Annotated in this window: 19 protein-coding genes; 14 read left to right on the top strand and 5 right to left on the bottom strand. The window is 62.4% G+C overall.

Features of this window, described 5'->3' with window-relative positions; all coding sequences use genetic code 11:
- Positions 1-99: 99 nt before the first annotated feature.
- The 3 genes from E5K00_RS18855 (at position 100) to mltG (ending at position 3,581) form a co-directional block, all read left to right on the top strand.
- Complete coding sequence (locus E5K00_RS18855; protein ID WP_167856949.1) at positions 100-1,548, top strand: helix-turn-helix domain-containing protein; 1,449 nt, start codon at positions 100-102, stop codon at positions 1,546-1,548.
- Between the two features lie 167 nt (positions 1,549-1,715).
- Positions 1,716-2,489: a class I SAM-dependent methyltransferase gene (locus E5K00_RS18850; protein ID WP_135464823.1), complete on the top strand. Its 774-nt coding sequence runs from the start codon at positions 1,716-1,718 to the stop codon at positions 2,487-2,489.
- Between the two features lie 21 nt (positions 2,490-2,510).
- Positions 2,511-3,581, top strand: a complete 1,071-nt coding sequence (gene mltG, locus E5K00_RS18845; protein ID WP_135464822.1) for an endolytic transglycosylase MltG — start codon at positions 2,511-2,513, stop codon at positions 3,579-3,581.
- 87 nt (positions 3,582-3,668) lie between these two features.
- Here the strand turns inward: mltG and E5K00_RS18840 are convergent, their stop codons facing one another.
- Positions 3,669-5,162 carry a hypothetical protein gene (locus E5K00_RS18840; RefSeq protein WP_135464821.1) on the bottom strand — a complete coding sequence of 498 codons (1,494 nt, stop codon included), beginning with the start codon at positions 5,160-5,162 and terminating at the stop codon, positions 3,669-3,671.
- Positions 5,163-5,260: 98 nt separating this feature from the next.
- On the opposite strand from E5K00_RS18840, the gene dtd reads away from it, so the two are divergent.
- Together dtd and E5K00_RS18830 are read left to right on the top strand one after the other, a co-directional pair.
- The gene (gene dtd, locus E5K00_RS18835; protein WP_135464820.1) at positions 5,261-5,710 is read left to right on the top strand and encodes a D-aminoacyl-tRNA deacylase; all 450 of its coding nucleotides are present in this window, start codon (positions 5,261-5,263) and stop codon (positions 5,708-5,710) included.
- Positions 5,711-6,081: 371 nt separating this feature from the next.
- The gene (locus E5K00_RS18830; protein ID WP_135464819.1) at positions 6,082-6,408 is read left to right on the top strand and encodes a nucleotide pyrophosphohydrolase; all 327 of its coding nucleotides are present in this window, start codon (positions 6,082-6,084) and stop codon (positions 6,406-6,408) included.
- A gap of 281 nt (positions 6,409-6,689) precedes the next feature.
- Here the strand turns inward: E5K00_RS18830 and E5K00_RS18825 are convergent, their stop codons facing one another.
- Both E5K00_RS18825 and gcvT read right to left on the bottom strand, forming a co-directional pair.
- Complete coding sequence (locus E5K00_RS18825; protein ID WP_135464818.1) at positions 6,690-7,406, bottom strand: 2-phosphosulfolactate phosphatase; 717 nt, start codon at positions 7,404-7,406, stop codon at positions 6,690-6,692.
- Positions 7,407-7,583: 177 nt separating this feature from the next.
- Complete coding sequence (gcvT, locus tag E5K00_RS18820) at positions 7,584-8,690, bottom strand: glycine cleavage system aminomethyltransferase GcvT (RefSeq protein WP_135464817.1); 1,107 nt, start codon at positions 8,688-8,690, stop codon at positions 7,584-7,586.
- 205 nt (positions 8,691-8,895) lie between these two features.
- On the opposite strand from gcvT, the gene E5K00_RS22895 reads away from it, so the two are divergent.
- The 3 genes from E5K00_RS22895 to E5K00_RS18805 are packed head-to-tail and all read left to right on the top strand — an operon-like array spanning position 8,896 to position 11,340.
- On the top strand, positions 8,896-9,261 hold the full coding sequence (locus tag E5K00_RS22895; RefSeq protein ID WP_167856948.1) for a CZB domain-containing protein: 366 nt from the start codon (positions 8,896-8,898) through the stop codon (positions 9,259-9,261).
- Positions 9,262-9,297: 36 nt separating this feature from the next.
- Complete coding sequence (locus tag E5K00_RS18810; protein ID WP_135464815.1) at positions 9,298-10,839, top strand: sensor histidine kinase; 1,542 nt, start codon at positions 9,298-9,300, stop codon at positions 10,837-10,839.
- Between the two features lie 57 nt (positions 10,840-10,896).
- On the top strand, positions 10,897-11,340 hold the full coding sequence (locus tag E5K00_RS18805) for a response regulator (RefSeq protein WP_135464814.1): 444 nt from the start codon (positions 10,897-10,899) through the stop codon (positions 11,338-11,340).
- Positions 11,341-11,688: 348 nt separating this feature from the next.
- Here the strand turns inward: E5K00_RS18805 and E5K00_RS18800 are convergent, their stop codons facing one another.
- Complete coding sequence (locus tag E5K00_RS18800) at positions 11,689-12,264, bottom strand: ribonuclease HII (protein ID WP_135465045.1); 576 nt, start codon at positions 12,262-12,264, stop codon at positions 11,689-11,691.
- Between the two features lie 186 nt (positions 12,265-12,450).
- Positions 12,451-12,642, bottom strand: coding sequence for a hypothetical protein (locus E5K00_RS18795; protein WP_135464813.1), 192 nt, complete (start codon positions 12,640-12,642; stop codon positions 12,451-12,453).
- A gap of 495 nt (positions 12,643-13,137) precedes the next feature.
- Between E5K00_RS18795 and E5K00_RS18790 the strand changes: the two genes are divergently transcribed.
- The 6 genes from E5K00_RS18790 to E5K00_RS18765 all read left to right on the top strand — a co-directional run bounded on the left by E5K00_RS18790 (position 13,138) and on the right by E5K00_RS18765 (position 19,371).
- Positions 13,138-13,719, top strand: a complete 582-nt coding sequence (locus E5K00_RS18790; protein WP_135464812.1) for an NUDIX domain-containing protein — start codon at positions 13,138-13,140, stop codon at positions 13,717-13,719.
- A gap of 71 nt (positions 13,720-13,790) precedes the next feature.
- Complete coding sequence (locus E5K00_RS18785; protein WP_135464811.1) at positions 13,791-14,621, top strand: lysophospholipid acyltransferase family protein; 831 nt, start codon at positions 13,791-13,793, stop codon at positions 14,619-14,621.
- Positions 14,622-14,648: 27 nt separating this feature from the next.
- Positions 14,649-14,936: an Asp-tRNA(Asn)/Glu-tRNA(Gln) amidotransferase subunit GatC gene (gatC, locus tag E5K00_RS18780; protein WP_135464810.1), complete on the top strand. Its 288-nt coding sequence runs from the start codon at positions 14,649-14,651 to the stop codon at positions 14,934-14,936.
- Between the two features lie 9 nt (positions 14,937-14,945).
- Entirely contained in the window at positions 14,946-17,999 is a 3,054-nt protein-coding gene (locus tag E5K00_RS18775; protein WP_135464809.1) for a tetratricopeptide repeat protein, read from the top strand.
- Positions 18,000-18,010: 11 nt separating this feature from the next.
- Positions 18,011-18,739: an ABC transporter ATP-binding protein gene (locus E5K00_RS18770; RefSeq protein ID WP_135464808.1), complete on the top strand. Its 729-nt coding sequence runs from the start codon at positions 18,011-18,013 to the stop codon at positions 18,737-18,739.
- A gap of 80 nt (positions 18,740-18,819) precedes the next feature.
- On the top strand, positions 18,820-19,371 hold the full coding sequence (locus E5K00_RS18765) for a cob(I)yrinic acid a,c-diamide adenosyltransferase (protein WP_135464807.1): 552 nt from the start codon (positions 18,820-18,822) through the stop codon (positions 19,369-19,371).
- Positions 19,372-19,403: the final 32 nt, after the last annotated feature.

Here is a 19,403-nt window from a genome sequence, read left to right as displayed (position 1 = left end):
CTTTGTAGCTGCTTTAGCGCTGGCCCGGCCGGTGCGGCTTCTACTTCTGTTTCCGCCTATATGCTCAGTCACGGCCAGGTTGTCCGGTTAATTTTTGGTTTGAAGCTGCGCGAGCTGCGGCAGGAACGCGGCTTCACCCCCGCCGAGCTGGCCCGGGCCTGCGACGTATCGGTTTCCTACCTGAATGAGATTGAGAAGGGCAAAAAATACCCCAAAGCGGATAAGATCCTGAGCCTGAGCAAAGTGCTGGAAGTAAGCTACGACCAGCTTACTTCGCTCACCCTGAGCCGGAAGCTGGAGCCCATTTCCGAGCTGCTGCAGTCGGATCTGCTTAAGGAGTTTCCGCTGGAAATGTTCGGGCTGGACCCGGTGCGCATCGTGGAGCTGATTTCGGACGCGCCGGCCAAGATGAACGCCTTCATCGGGACGCTGTTTGAAATTGCCCGCAACTACGAAATGCGGCAGGAACACTTCTTTCTGGCCGCCCTGCGCTCTTACCAGGAAATGCACGACAACTACTTCGAAGAGCTGGAGCAGGACGTGCGCACGTTTATCGTGCAGGAAAAGCTGCTGGTGGCCGCCCCCTTCGCCACCCGGCAGCTGGAGCGGGTGCTGACGGAAAAGTACGGCTATACCGTGGACCGCACCAAGCTGGGCGAGTACGCCAGCCTGGGCCGGCTGCGCTCCGTATTTCAGCCCAAAACCAAGCGCCTGCTGATGCGCCCCGGCCTGAGCGGGGCCCAGGAGGCCTTCGTGCTGGGCCGCGAAATTGCCTTCAACTACCTGAATCTGCGCGAGCGGCCCTACGTGAATGCCTCGTTTCCGGTGCGCAGCTTCGATGAGGTGCTCAACAACTTCAAGGCGTCGTACTTCGCCGGGGCCCTCTTGATGGAGGAGGAAAGCCTCACCCGCGACTTTCAAAAGCTGTTTGCCAGCAAGAAGTGGGACCCCACGGCGTTTCTGGACCTGATAACGAAGTATGACGTGTCGCCGGAGATGTTTATGCAGCGCATCACCAACCTGCTGCCCCGGCACTTCGGCCTGCAAAGCCTGTTTTTCCTGCGCTTCGACCAGGCCAATGCCGAGTCGGCCTTCGTGCTGAGCAAGGAGCTGCACCTCTCGCGCCTGCACAACCCCCACGGCAACGAGCTGCACGAGCATTACTGCCGCCGCTGGGTGTCATTGCGCCTGATTTCGGACTTGCGCCAGCAGGCTCCCGAGGCCGCCCCGACTACGGCTATTTCGGCGCAACGCTCCCACTATTTCGGCACCGACGACGAATACCTGTGCCTGACCCTGGCCCGGGCCGGCGGGGCCAACGAGCCGGCCGTGAGCGTCACGGTGGGCTTGCTCTGCGACGACAACCTGCGCCAGAAGGTCACCTTCCTCGACGACCCGGGCATCCCGGTGCGCATCGTGAACGAAACCTGCGAGCGGTGCGCCATCCACGACTGCGAAGTGCGGGCCGCCGCCCCCATCGAAATCGAGCGGAAGCAGCGCACCCAGGAGCTGGAAGCCGCCATTGCCACGCTGGTAAATGGGGGGTGATGGTTGGTTGTTAACTTTTGTACAGGACCACAACCTGGGCCGCGTGCGGAATCTTGCGGGTTGACATTGGTGAAAAGAAATTGCTGTTTAGAGATGGGTTGGCAACGCCCCATTCGGCGCTCCGTTTTAGCCAACAATCAGCAATCATCCATTAACCACCAACTGCTATGTCTTCCTCCGCCAAAGAACAGTTCGACCGTCAGGCCACGCACTACAACACGCAGTGGAACACCTGGAGTGAAGCCTTGCTGCGCTGGCTGGCCGAGCACGCCGACGCCCAACCCACTGATACGGTACTCGACGTGGCCACCGGCACCGGCTTTACGGCCCTGGCCTTTGCCCCGCACGTGCAGTCGGTAGTAGGGCTCGACGTGTCGACGGGCATGCTGACGGAGGCGCGCAAGCGGCAGCAGGAGCAGGGCCTGACCAACGTGCTGTGGGTGACGGGGGCCGCCGAAGCCCTGCCGTTTCTGGATGCCTCGTTCAGCCTCGTGACCTGCCGGGTAGCCCCCCACCACTTCGAGTCGGTACCGCAGTTTCTGGCCGAAGTGGCGCGGGTGCTGCGGCCCGGCGGCCGGTTTCTGCTGGCCGATACCACCGTGCCCGACCACGAGCCCCGCAGCAGTGAGTGGCAGAACAAGGTGGAAAAATTGCGCGACCCCTCGCACGTGCGCAACCTCTCGCCCGAGGAGTGGCGCGCGGCCCTGGAAGAAGCCGGCTTGCGGGTAGAGGAACTCGGGGAGCCCGAGGCCGACGGCACGATGGGCCTGAACGATTGGCTGGACAAGGCCGGCTGCACGGGCAAGAACGCCATTCAGGTGCGGGGCGAGTTTCGCAATACCTCCGAAATGATCCGCCGCCAGTTCCAGATCCGGGAGGTTGCCGACGGAGACTTTACCTTTGTGTGGCGGCGGGTGGTGGCAAAGGCCATCAAGCCCTAAAATCAGCCGTACTTCCGCGTTTTGAGTGAACAGCATCCTTCCCCGTCTACGTCGCTCTGGGGGCGGGTAGGTCGGGGCCTTCTTCTGGTATTTCTCCTGGCGGGCAGCGTAGCATTCTACCTGGCCTGGCAGGCGCTCTGGAAACCCAACGTCGCCGCGTCGCCTTTCGGGCCGGCTTACCTGTACATCCGCTCCGGCTCCTCGTTTCAGGCCGTGCTCGACTCGCTGCGGCAGCACGAGCTGCTGCGCGACCCGGAAACCTTTGAGCAAGTAGCCCGCTGGCGCGAATACCCCGCCCACGTGCGGCCCGGCCGCTATTTGCTGACTCCAAACCTGAGCAACTCGGAGCTGGTAGCCAAGCTCAGCCGGGGCCAGCAGGATACGGTGGCTTTTACCCTCGACGCCTTTAAGTACAAGCCCCAACTGGTGCGCCAGGTAGCCCGGCAGCTTGAAGCCGACTCGGGCCAGCTGCGCCGCCTGCTCAACGACAACGGCCTGCTGCTGCGCCGCTACCACCTCGACACGACCACCATCCTGACCCTATTTCTGCCGGGCCCTTACCGGTTTGAGTGGAACACCTCGGCCACCCAGTTCCTGGACTCGGCCGCGGCCATGCACCAGCGGTTCTGGACGCCCCGGCGGCGCCAGCAGGCCGATTCGCTTCGGCTGACGCCCACACAGGTGCACGTGCTGGCCAGCATCGTGCAGCGCGAAACCTCCGAGCCGACCGACAAGCCCATTATTGCCGGGGTGTACCTGAACCGGCTGCGCACCGGCATGCGCCTGCAGGCCGACCCTACCCTGCTCTGGGCCATCGGCAACTTTGGGGTGAAGCGGGTGCTCAACAAGGATAAGCTCGTGGATTCGCCCTACAACACCTACAAGCACAAAGGCCTGCCGCCCGGCCCCATTACCTCGGCCAACCGCCAAAGCCTGAACGCCGTGCTGCGGCCCGCGGCGCACCAGTACTTTTTCTTCTGCGCCCGGCCCGACCACAGCGGCTTCTCCGACTTTGCCGAGTCGTATGCCGACCACAAGCGCAACGCCCGCAAGTACCAGCATACGTTGGATAGCCTGAAAATTCTGCGCTAAGACACCGTAACGCGAAGTTCCCCTTCGCGAGTCGTTGAACGATTGTCGTTGTTATGGCGCGTACACCTCGCGAAGGGGCACTTCGCGTTACGGCAGCCGGTACAGCCGTAGCTGCACCGAGTCCTGGCGGGCTTCGTGCTGCAAGGCCAGGGTTTGTTCGTAGTTCAGCCCCGTGTACTCGGAGTGCTCCAGAAACAGCAGCGGCGACGTCAGCAGCGGCTCGGGCCAGGCGGCTACCGGCGGCTGGGCGCGCAGGGCTCCAAACTGCGGCACGTTGGTGACGCGCCAGTAGCCATCCAGCAGCACGTAGCGCCAGCCTTTTTGCCGTAACGCATCAAGCTGTGGCGCGGAAGTCACGGCGGCTACCGTATCGGGGTAGAACGGGGCCAGGCCCAGCCCCACCGTAGTAGCTACCGGCCCGGCCTGCCGCTGCCGCAGCCACTGGGCCACCTGCGGGTAGTGGCTGGGCGAGTAGGCGTATATTTCCCGCTGAATCCGGTGCAGGTTCAGGCCACAGGCCACCAGCACGATAATGGCCGCGCGCCAGCCCACCAGCACCCGGCGCACGCTCAGAAACGTCAGGGCATAGAGCAAGCCGTAGGCCAGCAGCAGGCCGCGCGGGGCTTTCAGCAAGAGCGACATGCCGGCCAGATACGCGTAGGCCCACACGGCCAGGTAGCGCACCAGGTTGATGCGCTCCAGCTCGGCAAACAGCTCCCGCCGCCACAGCCAGGGCACCCCGGCCAGCGCCAGCAGCACCAGCGGCGACTCGAAGCCCCACAGAAAATGCAGGTAGTAGGTCAAATCCAGCTGCACGCTGCCCTGCCGGCCCGCCGCGTTGGCCGCGCCCGGAAACAGCACGTTGTAGTACACCGCCGGCCACCGGTACCAGGGCAGCCCGGCCAATACGCCCACCACCCCAAACAGCACAAACGGCGCGGCCAACGTGAGAGCCACCCGCAGCCAATTGCGCCGCTGCCTTAGCAGTCCGTCGCGCTGCAACAGCTCCAGCACGCCCAGAATCGGCAGGGTCAGGATAAACTTGTAGTTGATGCTCAGCCCCACCGCCAGCCAGAGCGCGGCCCGGCGCAGGTGCTGGTCGGTGGGCGCTTCCAGCCGCCGGTAGTACGCCCGCAGCAGCCCGGCAAACACCAAGAGTGAGGCCGAGCCCATGGTAAAGTCGCGGCCCGAGAAGGTGAGAAACACCGAAGAGCCAACAAACAGCGTGAGCAGGGCCGTTTCCAGCCAGGCTAGCCGGGCGACTTTAGTAACCAGCCACGCCAGACTGCCCACGGCGGCCACGGCCAGCAGCGCATTCAGGAACTGAAACACGTGAAAGTTGCTGGTCAGCCAGGCCACCGGCACGTAGAGCACCGAAAAGCCGGGGCTGCCGTGGTGAAACAGGTTCCGAAAGTTGCCGTGGGCTATTTCCCGCACAATCTGCCAGTTGCGCACCGAGTCGTAGTCGGGCAGGGCGGCCTCAGGCAGACCGTAGAGGCGCACCCCGGCCACGGCGACCAGCGCCAGCAGCAGGGAAAGTGCGTTTTTTGTCGTCGGATTGTCGTTCTTCGTGGCGTCCATGGGGTGCGGTGGGTGCGCGAAGGGCCGGTTGGCACTGCGAAGTACGGCAAAACCAGCGCGCCCCCATCCCTCTTTCTGTTTCGGCCCTTTCTACCTCTATGCGAGTCGTTCTTCAGCGCGTCAGCCAAGCCAGCGTCACCGTCGAGGGGCGCGTCACCGGCCAGATCGGCCCCGGCCTGCTGGTGCTGGCCGGCTTCTCCCCCGATGACGACGCCAAATCCCTCGACTGGATGGCCCGCAAGCTGGTGCAGCTGCGCATTTTCGGCGACGAAGAAGGCAAGATGAACCGCAGCGTGCAGGACATTCAGGGCCAGGTGCTGGTGGTAAGCCAGTTTACCCTGCTGGCCGACGCCCGCAAGGGCAACCGCCCCAGCTACATCGGGGCCGCCCCGCCGCCCGTGGCCATTCCGCTCTACCAGCAGTTTGTGCAGCTGCTCGAAACCCTGCTGGGCCAGCCCGTGCCCACCGGCGAATTCGGCGCCGACATGCAAGTCAGCCTGCTCAACGACGGCCCCGTCACCATCGTGCTGGACTCGCCTGAAAGGTGAATGAGTGAATGAGTGAATGAGTGAAGTTGTCGTTCGAATGGTACTGTTATGGCAAGCCACGCAGGCCGACGCAATCCGTCTGCTACTAGTGACAAACTTCCTTCCCCACAAAGCCTTTCCTTATAGAACGATGTAGAGACGCGTATTCGCGTCTCAATCGTTGCGGATGCCTGCTCCGGCAAGGCAGATTGTTCAACGAGGAGACGCGAATACGCGTCTCTACACTCCCTATCGAGGCAGACAATAAGGCTCCGTAGTAACAGGCCGTGACTACCTTCGCACGGGACGGATGGCCTCGCGTGGCTCGCCCCGCCAATATCATTCGAACGACAACCTCACTCATTCACTCATTCACTCATTCACCGCCGCCCATGACCATTGAAGAAGCCCAACAGACCGTGGACACCTGGATTCAGACTACCGGCGTGCGGTATTTCAACGAGTTGACCAACATGGCCATGCTCACCGAGGAAGTCGGGGAAGTAGCCCGCATCATTGCCCGGCAGTACGGCGAGCAGTCGTTCAAGGAGTCGGACAAGGACAAGGTGCTGGCCGACGAGTTGGCCGACGTGCTGTTCGTAGTTATCTGCCTGGCCAACCAAACCGGCGTCAACCTGACCGAAGCCCTGCAACGCAACTTGGCCAAGAAAACCCAGCGCGACGCCACCCGCCACCAGCAAAACGAGAAGCTGCGCTAACCCGCCCAGGTCGTGCCGTCCCCCAACAGCTCGTTCGATACGCTTTCAGGGCCGTGCGAAGCCGCACTTCAGGTGTACGAAGCGCTACTTCAGCCGTGTGAAGCCGTACCAAGACCGTGCGAAGCCGCACTTCAGGTGTGCGAAACCGTATTTCAGGTGTGCGAAACCGGACTTCAGGTGCGCGAAGCGCTACTTTGACCGTGCGAAGCCACATTTCAGGTGTACGAAGTGCTACTTTACGTGTGCAAAGCCCCACTTAGCCACGGTTTCAGACCCACGGCCTAAGTATTCACGACCAACTTCCCGTCCCGCCAGATCGGCACGATATCGTGCGTATCGAGCTGCACGCAATAGGCAAAGTCCTTATTCGCCTCCAGCGAGTTCAGCCGCCGCACGTGGGCCGACTGCAACAGGTACCCTTCCAGATCGGGCTTGGCCTGTTCCCACAAGTGGCGGGCGGCCAGCGTGGCGTCGCTGCCCGTGGTGTCGAAATCGGCGGCCAGCCGCTCGGCCAGGGCCCCGCCAAACACGGTATCTTCCAGATTGAACATGCCTTTCCAGCCGGCGCACACCACCACCACGTCCTTGCCCTGCGCCCGCGCGAACTGCGCCACCGCCTCCAGATTCAGGAAGGCCCCGATGACCACGGCCTCGGCCCCCAGCGACAGGTGCAGGGCCCGGGTGCCGTTGGTAGTCGTGATGGCCACGCCCCGACCCCGCACCGGCAGCACCCCATCGAGGTAGCCGAAAGGCGAGTTACCCAGGTCGAAGCCCTCGGCCTGCCGCCCGTCGCGCTCGGCCGCCGTGAGGTAGCCCTGCGCGGCCAGGGCCCGGCACTCGTCCAGCTCGCTGAACGGCACCACGTGCGTCACGCCCGCCGCCAGCGCCGTCACGATAGAGGAAGTGGCCCGCAGAATATCGACCACCACGGCCACTTTCCCCCGCAAATCATACAACGGCAACAGTTCGGGGCTAAAGCAAATATCGAGAGAGGGCATGCGGAAAAATGGGTAAGTAAAGAGAAATGAAATAAGAACGTCATTCCGAGCGCAGCCGAGAAATCTCGCGTGCTGACGTCTGATCAGTAATCAAACGAGGCCCCGCGAGATTCCTCGGCTGCGCTCGGAATGACGTTTGGAGGGTATCGTGCTACGTCTGGTTCCGAGTGAAGCCGCTTAGACTTCTTCCGTGCCTTTCACGAACGGCAGCTTCACCACCGTGGCCGGGAAGTTCTTGCCCCGCACCTGCACGAAAATCTGGCTGCCGGGCGCGCTGAACTCGGTTTTCACGTAGCCCAGGCCAATGCCCTTGCTCAGCGTGGGCGACTGGGTACCGGAGGTCACCTCCCCGATTTTCTCGCCGGCCTCCGTCACCAGCTCGTAGTGGCTGCGCGGAATGCCGGGGCCGTCCATCAGGAAAGCGACCAGCTTGCGGCTCACGCCCTGCTCCTTCTGGGCCTTCAGGCTGGCCGAGTTGGTGAACTCCTTGGTGAATTTGGTAATCCAGCCCAGGCCGGCTTCCAGCGGCGAAGTCGTGTCGTCGATGTCGTTGCCGTAGAGCGAGAAGCCCATTTCCAGGCGCAGCGTGTCGCGCGCGCCCAGCCCGATGGGCTTCAGGCCGAAGGGCTGACCGGCTTCCATGATCTTGTCCCACACCTGCTGGGCGTACTCATTCGGAATGTAGAGCTCGAAGCCGCCCGCGCCGGTGTAGCCCGTGGCCGAGATGATGACGTTGGGAGCCCCGGCAAACGTACCCTGCACGAAGGAGTAGTACGGAATGCTGGCCAGGTCCGTATCGGTCAGGCTTTGCAGGGCTTCGGCCGCCTTGGGGCCCTGCACGGCAAACAGACTGGTCTGGTCCGAAATGTTCTCCATTTCGGCGCCCTGGGTGTTAAACTGGCTAATCCAGTTCCAGTCTTTGTCGATGTTGGAGGCGTTAACCACCAGCATGTAGTCTTCGTCGGCCAGCTTGTACACCAGCAAATCGTCCACGATGCCGCCGGTTTGGTTGGGCAGGCACGAGTACTGGGCTTTGCCATCGGTGAGCTTGCTGGCGTCGTTGCTGGTCACGCGCTGAATCAGGTCGAGGGCGTGGGGGCCGCGCACCCGGAACTCGCCCATGTGCGACACGTCGAACATGCCCACGGCGCGGCGCACGGTGCGGTGCTCGTCGAGGTCGGAGGAGTAGCGCACGGGCATGTTGTAGCCGGCAAAGGGGACCATTTTGGCACCCAGCTGCTGGTGCACATCATTCAGGACAACGGTTTTGAGTTCTTCGGCCATGGGGCGGGTTGGGAAGGTAGAAGGTGGTTTTGCGCAAGCCCTGCGGAAAGGGCCGGGCGAAATTAGCCATTTCCGGCGGCCGGGCCGTACACGAGGGCAGAGCCCGCGCCGCTGCCGCGGTAATTATGTGGGTAGCCTGGCCGCTTTTTTTTCCGCTCTGTATTTTTGCCCCGCGTTAGTCTCCCTTTTAGCCGGGCCGTTCCTCATGGATTTAGATATTAAACAGGATTTCGAAACCGCGATGCTCAAGCATCTGCTGTTCAAATCCAAGCTGCGTTCCTTTCTCTACGGCAGCGCCCTGGCTGAAGGCCCCGCCCGCGACCCGGACCAGTGCAGCCTGGGCGTCTGGATTACGCAGCGCCGCCAGAGCCACTGGGGCTACGTGCCGGAGTGGGCCGCCCTCGACCGGGCCCACCGCCAGGTGCACGCGCAGGCCAACGAGCTGATGGATATGTATACACAGGGCTTCCGGGAGCAGGCCCTCCAGGGGCTGACGGACCTGTTGCCGCTCACCGACCAAATCACGCAGCTGTTGCAAACCATCCAGAACAAGCTGCGTACGCCCGGCTAACCCTACCTCGTTCCCCGTTATTTGTCGCCGCGCTGCATGAAGCTGAAGCTTTCTACCAAACTATTCGCGGGCTTCCTGGTCATCTCGGCCCTGTTTGCCTTGGTGGTGTTCGTCAACTATCAGCTTTCCCGCCAGGTGCTGCGCAACTCTGAGCGGGTGCAGGCCTCGCAGCTGACTACGGCCGAGGCGGCGGCCCTGTTCCGCAACATCATCGACATGGAATCGGGCTTCCGGGGCTTTATGCTCATCGGCAGCGAAGCCGTGCTGCAACCCTACTACCAGGGCGAGCAGGAGTTGCTGAGCCGCTTCACCCAGCTGCGCCAGCAGATTGCGCCCGACAACCCGCAGTACGCCCGCATCGTGCGCACCCAGCGCCTTTACCAGCAGTGGTCGGCCTATTCCCACCTGCTCATCAGCGAAAAGCGCGAAGCCCGCCGCCGCGACCCTGACCAGATTGGGATGGAAGGCATGGAACACCGCTCCCTGGCCGAAAGCCTGACCGGCAAGCAGATCATGGACCAGATCCGGGTGCTGTTTGCCGGCTTCGAGCGCACCGAGCTGGCCGAGCGCGACAAGGTGCGGCAGAAGCTGGAAGACAGCATCCGGCAGACCCGCCTGATTTCGATTATCGTCACGCTGCTGGCCATCGGCATCGGCCTGCTGTGGGCGTCCTACATCACCCGGCTGATTGCCCGCCGCATCGAAATGATGGTGGGCCTCTCCACCCAGATTGCCACCGGCGACTACACCACCCGCATCCAGGACACTTCCCAGGACGAGCTGACCGAGCTGGCCGACTCGCTCAACGTCATGGCCCGCACCATCGACTCGACCATTACCCAGCTGGAGCGCCGCAACCAGGAGCTCGACCAGTTTGCCTACGTCGTCTCGCACGATTTGAAGGCGCCGCTGCGGGGCATCGAAAGCGCCTCGCGCTGGATTGAGGAAGACATGGGCCAGAACGTGCCCGAGCACATCCGGGAGTTTCTGATGCTGATGCGGACCCGGGTACACCGCATGGAAAACCTGATCAGCGGCATTCTGGACCTGGCCCGCATCGGGCGCACCAAACAGGCCGATGAGCGCATCAACGTGCGCGAGCTGCTCACTGAAATAGTGGACTCGCTGGCTCCGCCGCCCGGCTTCCGCGTCGAGCTGCCTACCTACCTGCCCACCATGCAAACCAACCGGGTGCAGCTGCAGCAGGTATTCACCAACCTGATCAGCAACGCCCTCAAATACCACGACCAGCCCGAGCGGGGCCTCGTGCGCATCGGGTGCCGCGAAGACCGGCAGCAGTACACCTTCTCGGTCACGGACAATGGCCCCGGCATCGACCCGGAGTACCACGAGCGGATCTTTATCATCTTTCAGACCCTGGTGGAGCGCGACACGCTGGAAAGCACCGGCGTGGGGCTGGCCATCGTCAAAAAAATCGTGGAGCGCCAGGGCGGCACCATCCGCGTTGAATCGACAGAAGGCCAGGGAGCTAGCTTTATCTTTACCTGGCCCAAGGAGCGCGCCCTCACCGGGGAGCGGCGCTCCGCGGCCGGGCAATCGGCGCCAAAACCCATCTGAATATTGTAATAGCCGTATAGAAGACGGTTTCTGACCTGATTTTTCCTCCCCTCATATATGTCGACCGACGCCTTTGCCCCCAGCATTCTTCTCGTTGAAGACGACCAGATGGACATCATGAACGTGCAGCGCGAATTGCGCAAGCACGATATCAACGTGCCCCTGCACATTGCCAAAAACGGCCGCGAAGCCCTGCACCTGCTCAAAGGAGAAGGCGGCCAACACCAGATTGACAAGCCCAGCGTGGTGATGCTCGACATCAACATGCCCCGCATGAACGGCCTGGAGCTGCTGGAAGCCCTGCGCTCCGACCCCGAGTTTGTGGGCCTGAACGTGTTTATCATGACCACCTCCGACCTGGAAACCGACCGGCTCAAGGCCCGCGACCTGGCCGTGAGCGGCTACATCATCAAGCCCCTGAATTTCGACAAGTTCGGCGAAGGCGGCTCCACCGTCGACGGCTTCAGCCTCTTCCTGGACCTGCTGCGCCTAAAAGACTAGCGTTTTTTCGCGTCATGGCGAGCGAAGCGTGGCCATCCGACGTCTGCGCAGTATGACTTGCTCTTCTACCAGAAAGCCCTTTACCGTTGGTTCGGTAAAGGGCTTTTGCTTGTACCGCGAAGTTCCACTTCGCGAGTCGATGAACGACGGTCGTTGCAACGGCGCGCACGCCTCGCGAAGTGGAACTTCGCGGTACACGGTTCCGGCGTCAGGGCTTTTCACGTTAGCAGGCTGAGCACATTTCCGCGGACGGAGTGCTGCGCCATCATACATTCCCCACATTTCTCACATTCTGCACATTCCCCACATTAAAAATCAGCACATTCCCCACATCAGCACATCAGCACATTAAAGCAGCCGGAAGCCCATGCGGTGGTATTCGCAGGGGCCGTATTGGCGGATGGCGGCGCGGTGTTTTTCGGTGGGGTAGCCGGCATTTTGCTCCCAGCCATACATCGGGTACTCCAGGGCCAGCTCGTGCATCCGGTCGTCGCGGAAGGTTTTGGCCAGCACCGAAGCGGCCGCGATGCTGCGGTAGCGCCCGTCGCCCTTGACAAAGCAGGTGTGCTCGATACCCAGGTACGGCCGGAAACGGTTGCCGTCGACAATCAGGTGCTCGGGGCGGTGCGGCAGTTGGGCCACGGCGCGGTGCATGGCCAGGTAGCTGGCCTGGGCAATGTTGATGCTGGCAATTTCGTCGGTGTTGGCCTCGCCCACGGCCCAAGCCACAGCCTCGCGGCAGATTTCCTGGCGAATCGTCTCGCGGCGGCGGGCCGTCATCAGCTTGGAGTCGTTGAGGTAAGCGGGGACAAAATCGGGGGGCAGGATAACGGCGGCGGCAAACACGGGCCCGGCCAGGCAGCCCCGGCCGGCTTCGTCGAGGCCCGCTTCCCGCGAAAGGCCAGTATGGGAGGCAAGCAGCATCATGGCGCTAAGGTAGGGCCCGCAGTTGGGGCGGGCCAAGTGCCGGGGCAAACAAAAAGGCCTCCCCGGCTGCCGCAGCACCCGGAGAGGCCCTTTTCAGGAAAATATTTATTACCGTGTTACGGCTGCCTAGTTAGCGACTTATAGCAAATCACTCACTGTTTCACCATCTCACTATTTCACCGTTTAGTGGCGGCCGGCCGTGGAGCCGGCTTCGGGCGTGCCCGACTCGCCGCGGCGGAAGCCCTGCTTGTCGCGGGGTCCTTCGTCGAGGGCATCCTCCTCATCGGTGGTGACGTACTCGTTGGTTATCGGGCCAAGACCGCCCGTATTCTGCACTAATTCGGCTTCTGCCTGCGCGTGTTTCAGGTTGAACAAAGGGTCTCCGGGCTGGGCCTGAGCGGACTGATTTTTGGGTTGATTTGCCATAAAAATATCCGGGGCCGGCTGGGATGTAAACAGCCGGTTTACCCTAAGGTACGCACCCTTTCGCGTTGAGGTTGGCTGGAGGCCGCCGGCCGGGCCTACAAGATTTTGGCCTGCTCGGCCCAAACCGGACGGGCACAAAAAAAGCCGCTGCTCATGGCAACGGCTCTTTACTTTTGCACCGACCGGTAGAAATTCATCCACCCTACTCCTTAGCCCGGTCGGAGCTACACAAACAGAGACTTCCTTTCCACAACCTCTATTTGTGCTGGTTCCTTTCTACGACAAAACTACTTGCTCTCAGTCGTTTATTGCGGCGTTTTTTGTCAAACGCATCTTCTCACCCGACTAACCTAGCTTGCGGCCCGTCGGACAGCCAAGGCCCTTTTCAGCTCCCGGCGAAATTGTACCTTTGCCCTGTTCCGCCGCTCCCGTATTTCCGCATTTATGACCCATATCCCCTCCCCTGACTTCGACGAAACCCATAATCCGTGGCAGGTGCTCAGCTCGGAGGTAACCTATCAGAATCCCTGGATTCGGGTGCGGGAAGACCAGGTCATCAACCCCAAGGGCGGCCGGGGCATCTACGGCGTCGTGACGATGAAGAATAAGGCCTTGGGCATTATCCCGGTGGATGCCCAAGGCAATACCTGGCTGGTGGGCCAGTACCGCTACCCGCTCAATGAGTATTCCTGGGAAATTCCGATGGGCGGCGGGCCGGTGGAAGTGGACATTCTGGAATCGGCGCAGCGGGAGTTGAAGGAGGAAACCGGCTTCACGGCCCGGCGCTGGACCAACATTGCCCGCCTGCACACCTCCAACTCCGTGACCGACGAGGAAGGCTTCGTTTTTCTGGCCGAAGAGCTGGAAGCCGGCGACGTGGAGCCCGAGGAAACCGAGGACCTGCGCCTCTGGAAGCTGCCCCTGTCCGAAGCCGTGGCGATGGTCATGGACAGCCGCATTACCGACGCCATCAGCGTGGCAGGCTTGCTGAAAGCCGAACGCCTGCTGAACGCCCGCCGCGGCTAAGCCCCCGGCGGCGGCGCAGCCTTTCGGGCCGGGCGCGCCGCTTCTAAGTTTCTAGCTCGTATTTTTGCGGTATGCGTCGACTGTTGCGTTATATCTGGCACCGCATCTACACCACGTGGAGCACGTTCTGGTTTGTGCTGCCGTTCTTTGTCACCTACCCCGTGCAGGTGTGGCTGGGGCGGCGCCCGAAGCTGCACCGGCACCTGCACACCATCAACCGGGGCTGGTCGACGTTTGCCATCCGGATGTGGGGCATGCCGGTCGACATCGTGCGCAAGAACCCGCTGCCCAAGTCCCAGCCCTGCGTCTACGTTGCCAACCACAGCTCCTACATCGACATTCCGGTCTTGTTTAAGGCCATTCCGGGCTTTCTGAACATCATTGGCAAAAGCGCCCTGGCCGACGTGCCGCTCTGGGGTCCGGTGTTTGGCAGCGTCTACATCACCGTGAACCGCAACAGCGCCGTGAGCCGGGGCCGGGCCATCGTGCAGGCCCGCCAGAGCCTGGAAGCCGGCCGCTCGGTGGTTATTTTCCCCGAGGGCACGATTTCCAAAAAGCCCGGCGAGGAAATGGGCCCGTTCAAGGATGGAGCCTTCCAGCTAGCCATTGCCACGGGCGTGCCCATCGTGCCCGTCACGATGCCCCTGAACCACCGCTTCATGCCCGACGTTGGGGGTATCCGGGTGCGCTACACGCCGTTGCAGGTCGTGATTCACGAGCCAATTTTCACCCAGGGCCTGACCAGCGCCGACGTGCCCCGGATCCGGGACCAGGCTTTTCGTACTATTGCCAGCGCCTTCCGCCCCGAAGCGGCCGGCATTCCCGGGCCTTCCCGCCCGCCCAAGCCCGCTCCCGACGCCGCCGCGGCGGCCAGCCCGGAGCTGGGTTTGCCTAATTCGTAATCTGAACTTCTTCCAACTTTCCCTACTGTGAGCACCGATTTATCAACCCTGCGCAAACTGGCCCATCTTTCCCGTCTCGAATTTGACGCCACGAAGGAACAGCAGATGCTGGGCGACCTGAACAAGATTCTGGACTGGGTGGCCCAGCTCAGCGAGCTAGATACCGCCAACGTGGAGCCCCTGGTGCATTTGTCGCAGGAAATCAACGTTCTGCGGCCCGACGAGGCCCGCAACTCGGTAAGCCACCAGGAGGGCCTGCGCAACGCCCCGCGCAAGGACTCCGACTACTTCCGCGTGCCCAAAGTGCTGGAATAACCTTTTCCCTTGGCCCTTCTGCTTTCCTCCCCCCGCTCTACCGGCTGGCGCACTATCCTGTGGGTATTGGGCGTGGTTGCCGGCTTTTCCGTCGGCCTGGCGGTGTATTATTACTTTACCGGCGACGATTTCACGTTGCGGGTGCAGGAAGTAGCCCAGCTCAAGCCCGTGCCCACGGTGCTGCAACGGGTGCGCATCGGCCTCGACGAGCTGCCGGTGCGCGTGAATGGCTACCTCGTCACGGAAACCCACGACGTAACCGGGCCCTTCGTGCGGCCCGACGCGGCCGTGCTGCTGCTGGGGCTGGTGGCTTTCTGCCTGGTTTTTTACCTGGCCATCATCAGCCGCCTGCCCCGCCTGTCGTTTGTGGCGGGCATGGCGCTGCTGATGTTCTTCCTGATGTCGCTCAACGCCGATATGCTCGGCATTTTCGACTCCCGGGAGCAATACTTTCTGATTCTGACGCTGCTCACGCTGGGCATTCCGGCCTACGTATTTCATGCCTTCTGGCAGGACGTGTCGTTTGGCCGCCGCCTGCTGACGTTCAGTGCGCTGGTGGCCGGCCTGAGCACCTTGCTGTTTCTGCGCAGCGACAATCCGGCCGATACCACCGCTTTGCACCTGGTGAGCTACGCGACCAGCAGCGGCGCGGCGGCCTTGGCGCTGCTGGTGCTCTGGCTCGGCGTTGAGAATGTCTACGGGTTGCTGTGGTTTAACTCCCAGGCCGAAAACCCCGGCAGCCGCTTCGGGTTGCTGCCGTTTCTGCTGGTCAGTGGCCTGTACCTGGGCACGCTGCTGATGTTTTACTGGAACGGCGGGGAGCTGCTGATTCTGCCCGGCGTCCACCTCGACCCGCTCGTGCTGCTGCTGCCGGCCCTGGTTATCAGCTGGCTGAATCTGCCGCGCCGGGCCGCGACCTTCCAGGCCTGGGTGCCGCTGGCGTCGGCCCAGCTGCTGCTGCTGATCCTGCTGACGCTGGCCGCCGGGTTTCTGGGCTTCGCCTTGGCCACGGCCAACGACCCGCTGCTGGCCGCCGCCCGCGACTTTACCGCCCTGGCGCTGCTGGCCGTGGGCGCGGCGTTTCTGCTCTACGTCCTGTTCAACTTCGTTACCCTGATCCGGCAGAAGCTGCGGGTATTCCGGGTGGTGTATGAGCCGCGGCGCCTGCCGTTCTACATCGTGTACGTGGTGGGCATTGGCAGCATTGTAGCCGTGGAGATGCGCAACAATTTCTACGTGCTCGACCGGGTGCAGGCCGGCTATTTCAACAACGTGGGCGACCTGACCCGCCTGCAAAGCGAGGAGCAGCCCAACGGCGACGGACTGGCCCTGCTGGCCGAGCGCTACTACGCCGAAAGCGACGTTCTGGACCAGCACAACCACCGCGCCAGCATGGGCCGGGCGGCGCTGTATCATTTCCGCTCCCAGCGCCAGAACGAAATCAATGCCCTGCGCCGCGCCCTGAACCGGGCGCCGTCCGAAAAGATTTCCCTGCGCCTGGCCGCGCTTTACAATGAGCCCGGCGACTTTTTCGACCGGTTGCAGGTGCTGCGCCAGGCTATCAAAAATACGCCCCGCAGTGCCCGGCTGGCCAACGACCTGGCCCAGCTTTACACCCGCTCAGCCCTGACCGATTCGGTGGAATACTACCTACAACGCGCCGAAGCTCTGGCTCCCGATAACGCCGTCATCCAAGCCAACCGCTTGGCCTTCCTGCTACAGACCCAGCAAGCCGACGCGGCGCGCAAAGCCGTGCGGGAGCATACTTCCGGGGCAGCCAGTCCGGCCTGGGCCAGCAACGCCGCGTTGCTTAACCTGCTCAGCGGCAAGCCGGAGCAGCCGCAGTCAGCCACGCCAGCTTCTCCGATTCTGACTACGGCCGAGTTTGCCCAAGTCTACCACGAAGGTCTGCGCCGCGCGGCCCTCGGCGACACCACTCAGCTGCGGCTGCTGACGCGCCTGGCCCAACAGCCCGAAAACAACCCGTATTTTGACCAGCTGACGTTTCTGCGCGCCCTCACCCAGCACTACGGCGGGCAGGTGGTAGCCGCCCAAAGTACCCTGCTGCCCCTGGCTAGCGGCAACTCTGCGGGCAGCGCCTACTACCAGAACCTGTGGGGCCTGTGGCTGCTCGAGCAACGCCTTTACCCCAGCGCCGCCGACCGGTTTGCTGCGGCCCGCCGCAATGGCTACTCTGAAGCGGCCTTATATCGGGCCTACGCGCAGGCGCTGTTCAACCAAACCGATTCGGCCAAAGCCTCGGCTACCCAGGCATTATCCGACCAGACGTTTGGCACCAGTCGCCGGGCCCGGCAGCTGCTGGCCGTGCTGAACCTTGACTTCAACACGCAGTACCCCACGGCTCCCGACTCGGTGAAGGCTCAGTACCTGGTGCTGCGCGGCGGCTCGCTCTACCCCGAAAGCCTGATTCCGCGGGCGGCGGCCCTGGGCACGGCGGCTTCGCGGGAAGCGGCGTTGCTGGCCCAGATTCCGCGGGCTCTGCAAGCCGGCCAAATGGCCGCCGCCCAGCAGGCCATCCAGTCGTTTGCCCCGCCGGCGACTACCAAAACCCGGGCCGCCTCGGCCTGGAACGTAGTGCGCGGCCAAGTGTACCTGCAAGCCCAGCAGCTGCCCGCCCTGCGCCAGGTGGTCCAAACCGGCTACTTTGCCCGGCCGCATCAGCCCTACTATCTGTATTACCAGGCCGCCCTGGCGCAGCAGGAAAATAACCGTCCGCAGGCCAGCCGGTTGTTTGCCCGCCTGGTACGGGAGGCGCCTTTTCTGGAAGATGGAGTGCTGGCCGCGGCCAACTTTTACCTAAGCCAGCAGCAGGACATGCTTGCTTACAACGCCCTGCTCAAAGGTCTGGAGTACAACCCCGAGTCGGTAAATCTGTTGAAAGCCTACACGCTGGCCGCCATTCCGGCCGGCCTGACCGAGTACGCCACTGCTTCCCTGGAAAAGCTGCGCCCATTGCTTTCCCCGGCGGAATACAGTACCTTTCTTTCAAAGTACAACGCGCAGCGGGCCACTCAGGCGGCATCCGCTACCCCCTGGAACTAACCGAGCGGCCTATGCTACCTCCTGTAATCGAAACGCACGACATTGCGAAGGAATACCAGATGGGCACCGAGCTCATCCAGGCACTACGGTCCGTTACCATCACCATTCAGCGCGGCGAGTACGTGGCGTTCATGGGGCCGTCGGGCTCGGGCAAATCCACGCTGATGAACATCGTGGGCTGCCTCGATACGCCCACGCGCGGCAACTACATCCTCAACGGCAAGGACGTCAGCCGGATGTCGGACAACCAGCTGGCGGAGGTGCGCAATAAGGAAATCGGGTTCGTTTTCCAGACTTTCAACCTGCTGCCCCGCGCCACTTCCCTCGACAACGTGGCCCTGCCCCTGATTTATGCCGGCTACAGCAAGAGTCAGCGCGAGGAAAAAGCCATGCTGGCCCTGAAAAGCGTGGGCCTCGAAACCCGCGCCAAGCACAAGCCCAACGAGCTGAGCGGCGGCCAGCGGCAGCGCGTGGCCATTGCCCGCGCCCTGGTCAACGACCCCAGCATTATCCTGGCCGACGAACCCACCGGCAACCTCGACACCAAGACCAGCTACGAAATCATGGACTTGTTTGAGGCCCTCTACGTGAAAGGCAACACCATCATTATGGTCACCCACGAGGAAGATATTGCCCGCTACGCGCACCGCATCGTGCGCCTGCGCGACGGCCTGGTGGAGTCCGACAACATCAACACCGACATTGCCAATCACCACGAGCAGCTCACTCCGCAGCGCTGAGCCACCGACATGGAGCTGACTATTTTGTTTAGTACGTTCTCTGCAACCCCAGCTCCTGCCCGCTGTCCTTCGCTCACTGCATGAAAATCTACACCAAAACTGGCGACAAAGGCCTCACGTCCCTTATTGGCGGCACCCGCGTGCCCAAATCCAGCCTCCGCATCGAGTGCTACGGCACCGTCGACGAGCTCAACTCCTACCTCGGGCTGGTGCGCGACCAGGACGTAAACATCTCTCGCCGCGCCCTGTTAAAGGAAATTCAGGACCGCCTTTTCACCATGGGCGCCACCCTGGCTTCCGATCCGGACAAGTCGAAAATGAAGATTCCGGATTTGCACGAAGAGGATATCCTGTTGCTGGAACAAGAAATGGACCGCATGAATGAGGGGCTGCCCGAGCTGCGGGAGTTTATTCTGCCCGGCGGCCACCCCTCCGTTTCCTACGCCCACGTAGCCCGCTGCGTATGCCGCCGCGCCGAGCGGCTGGTAATTGCTTTGCGGGAAGATTCCTTCGTCGCCGACCTGGTCGTGATGTACCTTAACCGCCTTTCGGATTATCTTTTCGTGCTCGGCCGGCAAATGGCGCACGAATTAGGCGCCGAAGAAGTTACCTGGAAACCGCGCCTCTCCTAGGCGCGTTTCAGGAAGTACCCTCTATTCCCACC

Origin of the sequence: Hymenobacter aquaticus (assembly GCF_004765605.1) — a bacterium.
GTDB classification, from domain to species: Bacteria; Bacteroidota; Bacteroidia; order Cytophagales; family Hymenobacteraceae; genus Hymenobacter; species Hymenobacter aquaticus.
The sequence above is the reverse complement of the archived record's forward strand: the minus strand, read 5'-3'. Positions and strand labels throughout refer to the sequence as shown.

Coding starts and splice junctions, on each gene's coding strand:
- E5K00_RS18850 (WP_135464823.1), top strand. CDS start 1,716: ATGTCTTCCTCCGCCAAAGAACAGTTCGACCGTCAGGCCACGCACTAC.
- E5K00_RS18840 (WP_135464821.1), bottom strand. CDS start 5,162: ATGGACGCCACGAAGAACGACAATCCGACGACAAAAAACGCACTTTCC.
- dtd (WP_135464820.1), top strand. CDS start 5,261: ATGCGAGTCGTTCTTCAGCGCGTCAGCCAAGCCAGCGTCACCGTCGAG.
- E5K00_RS18830 (WP_135464819.1), top strand. CDS start 6,082: ATGACCATTGAAGAAGCCCAACAGACCGTGGACACCTGGATTCAGACT.
- E5K00_RS18825 (WP_135464818.1), bottom strand. CDS start 7,406: ATGCCCTCTCTCGATATTTGCTTTAGCCCCGAACTGTTGCCGTTGTAT.
- gcvT (WP_135464817.1), bottom strand. CDS start 8,690: ATGGCCGAAGAACTCAAAACCGTTGTCCTGAATGATGTGCACCAGCAG.
- E5K00_RS22895 (WP_167856948.1), top strand. CDS start 8,896: ATGGATTTAGATATTAAACAGGATTTCGAAACCGCGATGCTCAAGCAT.
- E5K00_RS18810 (WP_135464815.1), top strand. CDS start 9,298: ATGAAGCTGAAGCTTTCTACCAAACTATTCGCGGGCTTCCTGGTCATC.
- E5K00_RS18805 (WP_135464814.1), top strand. CDS start 10,897: ATGTCGACCGACGCCTTTGCCCCCAGCATTCTTCTCGTTGAAGACGAC.
- E5K00_RS18800 (WP_135465045.1), bottom strand. CDS start 12,264: ATGCTGCTTGCCTCCCATACTGGCCTTTCGCGGGAAGCGGGCCTCGAC.
- E5K00_RS18790 (WP_135464812.1), top strand. CDS start 13,138: ATGACCCATATCCCCTCCCCTGACTTCGACGAAACCCATAATCCGTGG.
- E5K00_RS18785 (WP_135464811.1), top strand. CDS start 13,791: ATGCGTCGACTGTTGCGTTATATCTGGCACCGCATCTACACCACGTGG.
- E5K00_RS18770 (WP_135464808.1), top strand. CDS start 18,011: ATGCTACCTCCTGTAATCGAAACGCACGACATTGCGAAGGAATACCAG.
- E5K00_RS18765 (WP_135464807.1), top strand. CDS start 18,820: ATGAAAATCTACACCAAAACTGGCGACAAAGGCCTCACGTCCCTTATT.